Origin of the sequence: Tahibacter soli, assembly GCF_025717065.2 — a bacterium.
GTDB classification, from domain to species: domain Bacteria; phylum Pseudomonadota; class Gammaproteobacteria; order Xanthomonadales; family Rhodanobacteraceae; genus Tahibacter; species Tahibacter soli.
Genome location: NZ_JAOVZO020000015.1, coordinates 178,236 through 190,874 on the forward strand (window position 1 = coordinate 178,236; position 12,639 = coordinate 190,874).

Sequence of the window (12,639 nt, forward strand, 5' to 3'; positions counted from 1 at the left end):
CAGGTTCGCATGCCGATGAAAAAATCCCTGATCACGAGCGCGTGCCTCACCGCCGCGTGGGCGCTGTGCGGCACGGCCGCCGCGGCGCAGCCGCCGTCCAAGACGATGTTCAAGTGCGTCGACGCCGCAGGCGTGACGACGTTCCAGGCGCTGCCGTGCACGGCGGGCGCCAGGCAGTCGGAGGTCAAACTGCGCGAGCCGGCGAAAGAATCCGGAGCGCAGCCGGAACAGGCGCCGGAAATCGATCCGGAAACCGGCCTGCCGGTCGAGCCCAAGCCGCTCGTGTCGTACGAATGCACGACCGCGCAGGGCTGGACGTTCTACAAGCACCGGCCGTGCCCGCCGGGCGTGCGCGTCCCGACGCCGGGCGCCACGACCGTCGACGCGAGCGACACGCTCGCCGCGACGCAGGGCGAATGGATACGCGTCAGCGGCGCGCCGGTGCCGCGGCTGGAAGCCTGCCGCCGCATCGCCGAAGGCCCGGCGCGCAAGGGACACGTCTTCGACGACGTCGCCACCGAACGCGACCGCGCGGCCGGCAACGATCCGTGCCTGCAAAAATAACGGCCGCGTTATCGCACTCCCGGCGCCGTTCGCGGTCGGAAGCCGCCAGTGTCGCAAAGGAATGACGCATCGATGTTCCGACCGCTAGAACTCTTCATCGGCCTGCGCTACACGCGCGCCAAGCGCCGCAACCATTTCATCTCGTTCATCTCGCTCGTCTCGATGGCCGGCATCGCGCTCGGCGTCATGGCGCTCATCGTCGTGATCTCGGTCATGAACGGTTTCGACAACGAGCTGCGCACGCGCATCCTCGGCATGGTGTCGCACGCGACGATCGCCGGCGTTGGCGAAAGCGTGCGCGACTGGCCGGAGGTCATCAAAAAGGCCGAAGCGAATCCGCGCGTGCTGGGCGCGGCGCCCTACACCGAGCGCGAGGCGATGCTGCAGGGCCAGCGCGTCGCCGGCGCGCTCGTGCGAGGCATCCTGCCGGAGCAGGAGCCCAAAGTGTCCGAAGTCGGCAAGAAGATGGTCGCCGGAGAACTCCACGACCTCGTGGCCGGCGGCTTCGGCATCGTGCTCGGCAAGGAGCTCGCGTACAAGCTCGGCGTCGACGTCGGCGAGAAGATCGTCGTCTACGCGCCGGAAATCCGCGCGACGCCGGTCGGTGCGGTGCCGCGGCTCAAGTCGTTCACGGTCGTCGGCATCTTCGAGATCGGCATGGAGGAATTCGACTCGGGCCTCGCGATCGTGCACCTCGCCGACGCGCAGCGGCTGTACCAGACCGACGGCCCCGACGGCGTACGCCTGAAACTCGACGACATGTTCAAGGCGCTCGGCGTCGCGCGCGAACTCGCCGGCGACCTCGGCGGCCTGTACCGCGTGCGCGACTGGATGCAGGGCCACCAGAACTTCTTCCGCGCGATCGCGATGGAGAAGCGCGTGATGTTCATGATCCTGTCGCTGATCGTCGCGGTCGCGGCGTTCAACCTGGTGTCCACGCTGGTCATGCTCGTGACCGACAAGCAGGCCGACATCGCGATCCTGCGCACGCTCGGCGCGACGCCCGGCAGCATCATGGGCGTGTTCATGGTGCAGGGCGTCTTCGTCGGCGTGATCGGCATCCTGATCGGCGTGGTGTCGGGCGTGATCATGGCGCTCAATCTCGAGGCGGTGGTGAAATGGATCGAGCACACCTTCGGCGTCGCGTTCCTGTCGCCCGACGTGTACTACATCAGCGACCTGCCGTCGGACATGCACTGGAGCGACGTCGGCCTGATCGCGCTGCTCGGCTTCGTGTTTTCGCTGCTCGCGACGATCTATCCCGCGTGGCGCGCCGCGCGTACCGAACCCGCCGCGGCGCTGCGCTATGAGTAACGCGATGAACACGAACGACGACGTGGTGCTGCGCGCGAGCGGCGTGGCCAAGACCTATCAGGAAGGCAAGCTGCGCACCGACGTGCTCGCCGACGTGAGCTTCGCGCTCCGGCGCGGCGAGACGCTCGCGATCGTCGGCGCCTCGGGCTCGGGCAAGAGCACGCTGCTGCACATCCTGGGCGGCCTCGACACGCCGAGCACCGGCGAAATCGACGTCGCCGGCCAGCGGATGTCGGCGCTGTCCGACCGTGCGCGCGGCCTGCTGCGCAATCGCGCGCTCGGCTTCATTTATCAATTTCACCACTTGTTGCCGGAATTCACGGCGCTCGAAAACGTCTGCATGCCGCTTCTGATCCGCGGCACGCCGATCGGCCAGGCGCGCGCGCAGGCGACCGACCTGCTCGGCCGTGTGGGCCTCGCCGCGCGGCTCGAACACAAGCCGGGCGAAATGTCCGGCGGCGAACGCCAGCGCTGCGCCGTCGCGCGCGCGCTCGTCACGCGGCCCGCGTGCGTGCTCGGCGACGAACCCACCGGCAATCTCGACGAGAAGAACGCCGCGCAAGTCTACGGCCTCATGCTCGAACTCAACCGCGAAATCGGCACGAGCTTCGTGCTCGTCACGCACGACCTCGGCCTAGCGCGGCGCATGGACAGGGTGCTGGAGCTCCACGGCGGACGATTGACGGAGGCCGCCGCAACCGCGGCGTAACCCGACCGGTGCAGGCCGCCCCACGACATCCTGCACCGTATCCTTCGCACCCTCTCTCACCGGCCGGCGCGCTCGCGTGGCTCGCGGGCGCCGTCGCGGTACAGGCGCTGACGGCGCTGCCGCCGTGGCCCGTGTCGCTCGCGTGCATCGTCGTCGCGCTCGTCGCCTGCGTGTGGGCGCCGCGGCTGCGTCTGCCGGCGCTCGCGCTGTTCGGCGCGGGCTGGGCGATGCTGCACGCGGCCTGGGGCCTCGATCGCCGCCTGCCGCACGCGCTCGAAGGCGAAGACGTCGTACTCGTCGGAACGATCGCCGGCCTCGTCGACACGCGCGGCGAATCGACGCGCTTCGACGTGCGCGTGCGCGGCACGCCGGTCGACGGCGTCGTGCGCCTGTCGTGGTACGGCGACGCGCCGGCGCTCGCGCCGTGCGAAACGTGGCGGCTCACCGTGCGGCTCAAGCGTCCGCGCGGCCTCGTCAATCCCGGCGGATTCGACTTCGAACGCTACGCGCTGCAGCAGGGCGTGGTCGCGACCGGCTACGTGCGAGACGACGCGCCGGCCGAGCGCGTGATCGCAGGCGGCGTGTGCGTCGACGCGTGGCGCGCGCGCATCAGCGACGCGATCGCGCGGCAGTTCGGCGACACGGCGATCGCGCACCTGATCGCCGCGCTCGCGGTTGGCGATCAGCGCGCGCTCGGCGAGCCCGAGTGGCAGGTGCTGCGCGCGACGGGCATCGGACATCTGATCGCGATCTCCGGCTTTCACATCGGCATGCTCGCCGCGTTCGGCGCGCTCGTCATGCGCTTCGTATGGCGCCGGATACCGGCGCTCGCGCGACGCGTTCCGGCACCGCTCGTCGAAGCGCCGTTCGGGCTCGCGTGCGCGACGCTGTACGCCGCGCTTGCCGGGTTCGGTCTGCCGACCCTGCGCACGCTCGCGATGATCGCGGTCGTCGCGCTCGCGAGCCTGCGCCGGCGCCATCTGCCGATCGCTCAGGGACTCGCGCTCGCCGCGGTCGCGATCCTCGCGGTCGATCCGCTGGCGGTGCTGTCGGCGTCGTTCTGGCTGTCGTTCGCGGGCGTCGCGTGGCTCGTGTTCTGCCTTGGCGCACGCGCGGCGCGAGGAACGCGCGGACTCGTCGCGGCGCAGGCCGTCGCGACGATCGGCCTGACGCCGCTGACCGTGTGGTTCTTCGGACAGAGTTCGCTCGTCGGACCGCTCGCGAACCTCGTCGCGGTGCCGTGGATCAGCCTCGCCGTGGTGCCGCTGACCGTCGCCGGCAGCGTGCTCGTGCCGTTCGCGCCGTGGGCCGGCGGTGCTGCGCTGCAGGTCGCGGCGTGGCTGCTGCAGGCCCTGTGGCTGCCGCTCGAACGGCTTGCCGAGTTGCCGTACGCGCAGTGGTATTTCCCCGAAAGCACGCCGCTCGCATTCGCGTTCGCGGCGCTTGGCGCGTTGTGGCTGCTGCTGCCGCGCGGCGTGCCGGCGCGCTGGCTCGGCGTCGTGCTGCTGTTGCCGCTCGCGTGGCCGAGCGTGCGCACGCCGCCGCCGCGCGCGTTCGAAGCGGCGATGCTCGATGTCGGGCAGGGTCTCGCGGTGCTCGTGCGCACGCGCAACCACGCGCTGCTGTACGACGCCGGGGCGCGGTTTCCGTCCGGTTTCGATCTCGGTCAGGCCGCGGTCGCGCCGGCGCTGCGCGCGCTGGGCGTGCGCGAGCTCGATCGATTGATGCTCAGCCACGGCGACAACGATCACGCCGGCGGCGCGGCGGCGGTGGTCGCGGCGATGCGGCCGGCGCAGGTCGACAGCGGCGAGCCGGAACGCGTGAACACCCCGTCGCAGCCGTGCCGCGCGGGCGACGCGTGGAACTGGGATGGCGTCGCGTTCCGCGTGCTGCATCCGACCGACGCGAAAACCGTCAGCGAAAACGATCGCTCGTGCGTGCTGCTGATCGAAGCCGGCAATGCGCGCCTGCTGCTGACCGGCGACATCACGGCGACCGTCGAAGCGGCGGTCGTGCGGGCGGCGGGGCAGGGGCCAGTCGTCGTCAGCGTGCCGCATCACGGCAGCAAGACGTCGTCGAGCGATGCGTTCGTCCGAGGGCTGTCGCCGTCGATCGCACTCGTGTCGGCGGGCTATCGCAACCGGTTCGGGCATCCGCATCCCGACGTCGTCGCGCGCTACGCGGCGCTCGGCGTGCCGCTGATCGGCACGGCGGAGTCCGGATGTATACGGATGGAATTTTCCGCCGAACGCGGCGTGACGCCGATAGAACGGTGCCGCGAGGCGCGGCGGAAGTATTGGTCGGAGAAGTAGCTCTCGCTCGTCATCCCAGCGCAAGCTGGGATCCAGCCTTTGCTCGAAACTTTACGGCAAAGTCAAAAACTGGATCCCAGCGTTCGCTGGGATGGCGAGCAAGGGCCGGGTGTGCACCGACTACGGCAGCCGCTCCAACGCCGCCGCAAACCCTCGCGCAAACCGATCGCGCATGTCGCCCGGCGCCGCGCCGAGTTCGACCCAGCGCGCGATCAGCGCAGTCAGTTCTTCGCGCGGCGCGGACGGCGCGCCGCCGCCCGACATGTGCTGCGAGAGTCGCGCGATCTGCAGGTCCATGCGCCGCTTGCGATCGATTTCCGGCGTTTCGATCGCGCCGAAGAATTCCAGTTCGACCAGCAGGCCGCGCGCATCGTCGTCGCCGCCGAACGCCAGCGGCGTACCGGCGAGCGCGGCGTCGAAGCGCGCCTTGAGCGGCATGGCGAGCGGCTCGGCCGTTGCGCCGATCGCGTCCCAGCGCTCGACGGCGCCCTCGGTGTCGCCGTTTTCGACCGCTTCGCACAGCGCGAGCCGCGCGAACGCGTCGTGGAATGCGGCCTGCCGGCGCCGGCGGTCGGCGTCGCGCGCGTGGCGGTCGAGCGTTTCCTGGGCGGTCTGCCAGCGGCGTTCGAGGTCGCGGTCGCGCACGCCGGTCTCGTTCCAGCGTTGTTCGATGTCGCGGCGTGCCGCACGGGGCGCGTCGGCGTCGGCCGCGAGCTGTTCGAGCGCGGCGACGACATCGAGCGCCGACTGCTTCGCGTCGGCGTCGCGCTGCTCGCGCTCGCGGCGGTTCGTGTCGAGCTTGGCGAAGACCGCGTCGCAGTGCGCGCGGAACTCCTTCCACTGCGCTTCGTCGGTGCGGCGGCGGCCGTTGCCGATCGCCTTCCAGCGCGCCTGCAGGTCGCGTACTTCGCGCGCGGCGGCCAGCGGGTCGGCGCTCGCCGCATTGCGCTCGGCGTCGGCGATCAGGCGGCGCTTCGCCGCTTCGATCTCGCCGGCGTGCGCGTCGAGCTTCGCATCGATCGCGGCGACGAGATTCTTCAGGCGTTGCGCGAGCGTCTTGCGCGCGCGCGGCTCGACGCCGTCGAGCGTGCGCAGCGACGCCGATACGTCGCGACGGCGCGCCGACAGCGCGTTCCAGTCGACGTTGCCGTCTTCGGCATCCGGCGCTTCCCACGCTGCGAGCTGTGTTTCGATTTCCTGCTGCGCCGATTTGCGCAACTCGTCGCGCTTGTTGAAATAGCCCTGCGCGGGCTTGAGCGCCTGATTGCACAGCGCGTGGAAACGCTTGCCCAGCGGATTGCTTTCGCCGCCTTCCGTCGCGTCGAGCGCCTGCCATTCCTGGCGCGCGTCGCGCACGCGGTTCGCCACCGCGTCGGGATGCAGGCCGGCCGCGGCGAGCGCTTCGATGTCGTCGCACAGCGCCTTGCGGCGTTCGTTGTTCGACCAGCGCTGCCAGCGCTTGAGTTCGGCGTGGCGCGCCTGCGCGTTCGCGAGGCGCTTGTCGTGGCGCGCGATCGGCGGCAGGCCGTCGAGCACGCCCTGGATGCGCGTCTGCGTCGTCTGCGCGGCGGCGAGATCGCCGGCTTCGAGCTGGCCTTCGAGTTCGATCACGAGTTCGTCGAGATTGCGCCGCAGCGCCTTCTGTTGTTCTTCGTGCTTGAGCTTGTCGGCGAGCGTGCGCGCGAGTGCGGCTTCCAGATGCGCCTTGGCGAGCACCGCTTCGGCACTCGGCGCTTCTTCGACCGGCACGGGCGCCGGTTCCGGCTCGGGCGGCGGCGCGACCGCGAGCTGCGCGATGCGCTGTGCGAGCTTGCCGACGAGCGCTTCGGCCTTCTCGCGTTCGGGCAGTTCCGGCGCAGTCGCGGAGATCGCCTCGTGCGCTTCGACGACGAGCGCCTCGAGCGACGCGACCGACGCGGCCTTGTCGGCCAGGAGCGCCGTGCCGCGATCGCGCAGTTCGCGCAGGCGTTCGCGCTGCACGGCCGCCTCGGCGGTGTCGGACTTCAGAAACGCGAGCGTCGATTCGTAGCGTTCGCGCAGGAGCTTGGGCGCGCGCACGGCGACCTCGCTCCACAGCGGTTCGAGCGCGAGCAGTTCGGAGGCGCGCTCGGAACGCGGGCGGGCCAGCAGCGCTTCGATGCGTTCGCAGCACAGGCGTGCGCGCGCTTCGATCGTCGCCGCGTCGCCGGCGGCGATGCGCAGCGTCTCGACGCGTTCGCGCGCGAGGCGGCTGACGAGCTTGTCGGTCTTGCGCGTGCGTTCGGCCACGCGCGCGAGCGCGTCGACGTCGACGACGCGGCCGAGCGCGATATGGCGCAGCTTCACGTCGGCGTCGCCGACCGCGACGTCGATCAGGAGGCTCGTGCGCGTGACGCGCGCGAGCGCGGCGCCGCGCAGCTCGCTGTCGGCCGCGTCGATCGCGACGCGTTCGAGTTCTTCGGGCGACAGCGTGTCGAGTTCGGCGACCCGGCGATCGAGCGGCGGTACGCCGCTGCCGTTGCCGACGAGCATGGCGAGGTAGGCCGAGCGCGCGGTCTGGCGGATCGCGGCGTCGGCGTCGGCGGTCGAGCGCTCGCGCCACGCCTCGTACTGATTGAGACGGCGCAGCGCCGCGAGGCGCACGCCGGCATCGGCGTCGCTGCGCGCGATCGTCGGCAGCGCGGCCACGAGTTCGGCGTCGCCGGCTTCGGCCACGGCGCCGCGACGCGTCGCCGGATCCTTGCTTTGCCAGCGGGGCTTGAACAACAAACGTGCGAGTTTCATGCGTTCTTCGCCCTCAAGCGAGGCTCTTCAAGATGCGGAAACCGGCCATCCAGACGCCGATCATGCCGCCGAAATTGGTCAACAGAAAAACGAGCAGGGTGCGCGAAATGCGATTTTTCCACCAGCCCGTCCACTCGCTGACGTCGTGGCGCAGCGTATCGAAGTCGGCGACGCGCGGCTTGCGCAGCCAGATCTCGACGCCCGCGCTCGCGGCGCCCGGCGGTATGCCGGGCCGGAACGGCTTGAGCGGCGCGACGATCGCGGCGGCCAGCACCGACAGCGGATGTCCGCCGCCGGCGAGCGCGCCGAGGCCGGCGAGGCCGCCGGTGAAGAGCACCCAGTCGCGCAGCGCGTCGGTACCGAGGCTCGCGTCGCGCTTGAACAGGAGCGCGATGGCGACGGCGATCGCGACGAACACGCCGAGCGCGATCCACTTCGGCCAGCGCGAACCGGGCGGCACGACGTCGAGGTCGCGGCGCAGCTGTTCGGGCGGCTGCGTCTGCGCGGCGAGTTCTTTCTCGAGACCCGCGAGATGGCCGGCGCCGACGACCGCGAGCACGCGCTTGAACGAACCCTTGGCGCTTTCTTCGCGCAGCTTCGCGGCCATGTAGCTGTCGCGTTCGGCGATCAGGCTGCGATACAGCGGTTCGGATTCTTTCGCGAACTCGCTGAAAGCGCTTTCGAGCATGTCGCCGCGCTTGAGCTTTTCGATTTCCTGCTCGCCGATCTCGTCGCTCGAGAACACGCTGGCGCCGAGGCCGCTGATGATGCCGAGGCGATCCCAGAATCCGACGCTGCGATAGGCGCGCTTGAGCGTCGTGCCGATGTCGCGGTCCACCAGCCACACGGGCGTCTGCCGCGCTTCGGCGAGATCGACCGCGGCTTTCAGTTCGGCGCCGGGCTCGATGCCGTACTGCTCGGCGAGACGGCGCTGGAAGGCCGACAGCGCGAGATTCGCCGCGACGAGGCCGGCCTTGCCCTGGCGGATCACCTGGAACAAGTCCATTTTGCGCAGAAGTTCCGGGTCGCGCAGCGACGCGTGACGGTTCGCGTCGAGCTCGACCGCGACCGCTTCGAACGACTCGCGTTCGATGATGGCCTCGACCGCGGCGACGCTCGCGCGCGACACGTGCGCGGTGCCGAGCAGCACGAATTCGGTGCCGCCGAGCGTGACGCGGCGGATCGGCTGGTCGCGCAGCGCGTCGGGAGGGCCGACGTCGTCCGGCAGTACGGCCGGCGCGCTCAATTCTTCGTTGGTCACGCGGTCAGTCCCGGAAGCGGCGCAGAAGATCGTCGTAGGCGTCGATGCGGCGGTCGCGCAGGAACGGCCAGATGCGGCGGACGTTCTCGCTGCGGCGCATGTCGACGTCGGCGACGAGGAGTTCGCGCGTATCGGTCGATGCCTGCGCGATGAATTCGCCCTGCGGACCGGCGACGAAGCTCGACCCCCAGAATTGCAGCCCGCGACCGCCGTCGGGCGACGCTTCGAAGCCGATGCGGTTGCACGACAGCAGCGGCACGCCGTTGGCGACCGCGTGGCCGCGCTGCACGGTGATCCATGCGTCGCGCTGGCGCGCCTTTTCGGCGTCTTCGTCGGCAGGGTCCCAGCCGATCGCGGTCGGGTAGAGCAGAAGCTCGGCGCCGGCGAGCGCCATCAGGCGCGCGGCTTCCGGATACCACTGGTCCCAGCACACGAGCACGCCGAGCTTGCCGACCGAGGTTTCGATCGGATCGAAGCCGAGATCGCCGGGTGTAAAATAGAACTTTTCGTAAAATGCGGGATCGTCCGGAATGTGCATCTTGCGATACTTGCCGGCGATCGCGCGCGAGCGGTCGAACACGACCGCGGTGTTGTGGTACAGGCCGGCGGCGCGGCGTTCGAACAGCGACGCGACGACGACGAGCTTCAATGCCTCGGCGAGCGCGCCGATGCGTTCGGTGCTCGGGCCGGGAATGGTTTCGGCGCGGTCGAATTCGTCGACGCTTTCGTGCTGGCAGAAATACGGCCCGTTGTGCAGTTCCTGCAGCAGCACGAGTTGCGCGCCCGCCGCCGCCGCTTCGCGCAGGCCCGCTTCGATCGCGTCGAGATTCGCGTCGCGGCTGCCGCGGTCGGTTTCCTGCAGCAGCGCGACGCGCAGGGTATCGGCTTTCATTTCACCACTCCGTTCGGCAGCTGCATCGTGACGCAATGTAGGCTGCCGTTCTGCCAGATCAAGGGACGGCAAGGCACCGGCACGACCGTGCGGCCCGGGTGCGCCTTGCCGATGATGTCGGCGGCGCGCGCGTCGGCCGCGTCGCCGTACGCGGGCACGAGCACCGCGCCGTTGACGATGAGGTAGTTCGCGTACGACGCGGCGAGCCGCCGTCCTTCGTCAACGATCGGCCGCGCCCACGGGAGCGCATGCAGCGTATAGGGTTTGCCGTCGAGCGTGCGCAGCGCGGCGAGTTCGTCGGCCATCGCGGCGAGCTCGGCGTGGTGACTGTCGGCCGCGTCGTCGCAGGCCTGGTAGACGATCGCGTCGTTCGGCGCGAAGCGCGCGAGCGTGTCGATGTGCGCGTCGGTGTCGTCGCCTTCGAGATACCCGCGGTCGAGCCACAGGACGCGCCGCGCGTGCAGGCCGCCGGCGAGGATCGCCGTCATTTCGGCGCGATTTTGCTCGGGATGCCGCTGGGCGAGGCAGCGCCACGTCGTGAGCACGGTGCCGGCGCCGTCCGATTCGATCGCGCCGCCTTCGAGCGCCCAGTCGATGCGTTTGTGGTCGGCGTTCGCGAACAGGCCGCGTTCGACGAGGCCCTCGACCAGCAGATCGTCGCGGCTCGCGGCGAACTTGCCGCCCCAGCCGGTGAAGCGGAAATCGGTCAGCTTGAACGCCGTGACGTCGGCGCGGGCGAGCGTGATCGGTCCCGAGTCGCGCAGCCAGGTGTCGTCGTATTCGATATCGACGAAGCGCACGTTGTCGACAATGCCGGCGGCCGTGAGCAGCGCCTGCGCGCGAGTGCGCACCTCGGCGTCGGCGACGCATACGATGGCCGTTTCGAAGCGCGCGATCGCGCCGACGAGCGCGACATAGGTGGTTTCGACATCGGCGAGCCGGTCGGCCCAGTCGGTGCCCGCGTGCGGCCAGGCGACCAGAACCGCGGCCTGCGCCTCCCATTCGGCGGGCAGGCGGAATACGGATGACATCGGTGTCGCCGTCCTGTGCGAACGCGCGGCGGGATGCCGCGCAATCGCGCAGGATAGCCGACCGGCGAGCGCGTACCAAGCCCTTGTGTGACAAGGGCTTGCGGCGGTCTGCGCGTAGCGGGCCTCAGCGGCTGCGCTTGACGCCCTGTTCGGTCGGCGAGGCCTGTTTGAGCACCGCGTCGATCACGTGGTCGCGCTCGAAATAGACGATGAAGTTGTCGTATTCCCAACGGTTGATGACCGGATGCTGCGGCTTGTTTCCGCCGGCCGGATTGAGCTTCGCGCGCGGCGCGCCGTAGCGGTTTTCGACCTGCGCCATCAGCATGCCGCGGCGCGGCAGGTCGGTCTTCGATTCGGTTTCGACCCGCTGCATCAGCAGCGTGTCGGCGGCGGCCGGCTGCGCGAGCGTCGCGGCGCCGGCGGCGAGCGCGGCAAGGGCGAGGGTGGGGACGATGCGCTGGAACATGGCTCTTCTCCTTCGCCGTCAGGGGCGGCGCACGCGTTGTAGCAGATGGGCCGGGTCAGTTCCACGATGCGTGCCCGTCCTCTTGTCGACATTGCGACGGCTGCCGCACTCCCAAGCGGCCCCGGCGAGGCGAGCGATGCCGCGTTCCGCCGCCGTTTATCAATTTCTTTTCATGTTCGCGGCGTCAACGCCGCCCGTGCGTCCGCGTTGGTCGGCCTCGTTCCGTACGAAGGAAGCCGTATGTCCGACCGTGCAGCGCGACCGGCGATCGCGCGACTTTTGACCCGCGTCGCGTTCGCGCCGAGCGCGGCCGACGTCGCGTTCGTGCGCGCGCACGGCTTCGCCGCGTACGTCGACCGGCAGCTGGCATGGCGCTCGCTCGACGACGATGCGCTGTCCGGCAATCTCGAGCGCGTGCTCGGGACGCTGGCCTGCGATCGCGCCGCGCTCCTTGCCTGTTCGAACGATCCGCGGCGACCGCAGATCGAATGGCGCGCCGCCGCGCGCGCGCGCCGCAGCGCGAGCCGTCGCCAGCTGTACGAAGTGATGGTCGAATTCTGGTCGGGCTGGTTCGGCGTGCCCGACGGAGTCGACGCGCTGCTGCACGACCGCGACGTCGTGCGCGCGCATGCGCTCGGCCGCTACGCCGACCTGATGCGCGCGAGCGCGCGCAGCGCGGCGATGCTCGGGCGCGACCGGCGCCGCTGGCTCGCCGACCTGCTCGGGCGCTATTCGCGAGGCGCGACGGCGGGCGATACGGACATCGACGAGGCGCTGCGCTGTTTCAGCGGCTGGACCGCCGATCCGGTCGGCGGCGGTTTGCGTTTCGTCGCAGCCGGACACGACTACGGCGCCAAGCGCCTCTTCGGCACGCTGCTGCCGGCCGGCGGCGGCGTCGAGGATGGCGATGCGCTGATCGAACGGCTCGCCGCGCATCCGGCAACGGCGCGCCACGTCGCGACGCGGCTCGTGCGGCGTTTCGTCGGCGACGAGCCGCGCGACCTCGTCGATCTCGCGTCCTTCGCCTTCACGGCGTCGCGCGGGGACATCGCCGAAACGGTGCGGTTCGTGCTCGGATCGGCGGCGTTCTACGAGTCGGTCGGGCTCGATATCGAACTGGCGGCGCGGGACTAGCGGCGATCCGAAGAGAATAGGGCCGCACGAGGCGGCCCCACACCCCCAAAACAAAAGGGCCGCACACGGCGGCCCACGTACCCAAACAAAAGGGCCGCACGAGGCGGCCCACGTACCAAAGCAAAAGGGCCGCACGAGGCGGCCCACGTACCAAAGCAAAAGGGCCGCACGAGGCGGCCCTTCGGCAAATGCT

General features: G+C 70.2%; 10 protein-coding genes. 5 read left to right on the forward strand and 5 right to left on the reverse strand.

The features are described from left to right. Positions 1 to 15: 15 nt before the first annotated feature. From OD750_RS10950 to OD750_RS10965, 4 genes are all read left to right on the forward strand, one after another. Positions 16 to 564, forward strand: a complete 549-nt coding sequence (locus OD750_RS10950) for a DUF4124 domain-containing protein (RefSeq protein ID WP_263544750.1) — start codon at positions 16 to 18, stop codon at positions 562 to 564. Between the two features lie 72 nt (positions 565 to 636). Beyond that, complete coding sequence (locus tag OD750_RS10955; protein ID WP_263544751.1) at positions 637 to 1,878, forward strand: lipoprotein-releasing ABC transporter permease subunit; 1,242 nt, start codon at positions 637 to 639, stop codon at positions 1,876 to 1,878. A 4-nt stretch (positions 1,879 to 1,882) separates the two neighbouring features. Continuing rightward, complete coding sequence (gene lolD, locus OD750_RS10960; protein WP_263544752.1) at positions 1,883 to 2,587, forward strand: lipoprotein-releasing ABC transporter ATP-binding protein LolD; 705 nt, start codon at positions 1,883 to 1,885, stop codon at positions 2,585 to 2,587. 8 nt (positions 2,588 to 2,595) lie between these two features. After that, positions 2,596 to 4,899, forward strand: a complete 2,304-nt coding sequence (locus tag OD750_RS10965; protein ID WP_263544753.1) for a DNA internalization-related competence protein ComEC/Rec2 — start codon at positions 2,596 to 2,598, stop codon at positions 4,897 to 4,899. Between the two features lie 120 nt (positions 4,900 to 5,019). Here the strand turns inward: OD750_RS10965 and OD750_RS10970 are convergent, their stop codons facing one another. The 5 genes from OD750_RS10970 to OD750_RS10990 form a co-directional block, all read right to left on the reverse strand. Beyond that, positions 5,020 to 7,662, reverse strand: coding sequence for a DUF349 domain-containing protein (locus OD750_RS10970; RefSeq protein WP_263544754.1), 2,643 nt, complete (start codon positions 7,660 to 7,662; stop codon positions 5,020 to 5,022). Positions 7,663 to 7,675: 13 nt separating this feature from the next. Then, positions 7,676 to 8,923 carry a TraB/GumN family protein gene (locus tag OD750_RS10975; protein ID WP_263544755.1) on the reverse strand — a complete coding sequence of 416 codons (1,248 nt, stop codon included), beginning with the start codon at positions 8,921 to 8,923 and terminating at the stop codon, positions 7,676 to 7,678. A gap of 4 nt (positions 8,924 to 8,927) precedes the next feature. Further along, positions 8,928 to 9,815, reverse strand: a complete 888-nt coding sequence (locus OD750_RS10980; protein WP_263544756.1) for a carbon-nitrogen hydrolase — start codon at positions 9,813 to 9,815, stop codon at positions 8,928 to 8,930. Continuing rightward, positions 9,812 to 10,846 (reverse strand): agmatine deiminase family protein, encoded by a 1,035-nt coding sequence (locus tag OD750_RS10985; RefSeq protein ID WP_263544757.1) that lies wholly within the window; start codon positions 10,844 to 10,846, stop codon positions 9,812 to 9,814. Before OD750_RS10985 ends, OD750_RS10980 begins: the two co-directional genes overlap by 4 nt. Before the next feature lie 124 nt (positions 10,847 to 10,970). Continuing rightward, on the reverse strand, positions 10,971 to 11,312 hold the full coding sequence (locus OD750_RS10990; RefSeq protein WP_263544758.1) for a hypothetical protein: 342 nt from the start codon (positions 11,310 to 11,312) through the stop codon (positions 10,971 to 10,973). Positions 11,313 to 11,552: 240 nt separating this feature from the next. Between OD750_RS10990 and OD750_RS10995 the strand changes: the two genes are divergently transcribed. Further along, complete coding sequence (locus OD750_RS10995) at positions 11,553 to 12,446, forward strand: DUF1800 domain-containing protein (protein ID WP_263544759.1); 894 nt, start codon at positions 11,553 to 11,555, stop codon at positions 12,444 to 12,446. The last annotated feature ends 193 nt before the right edge of the window (positions 12,447 to 12,639 follow it).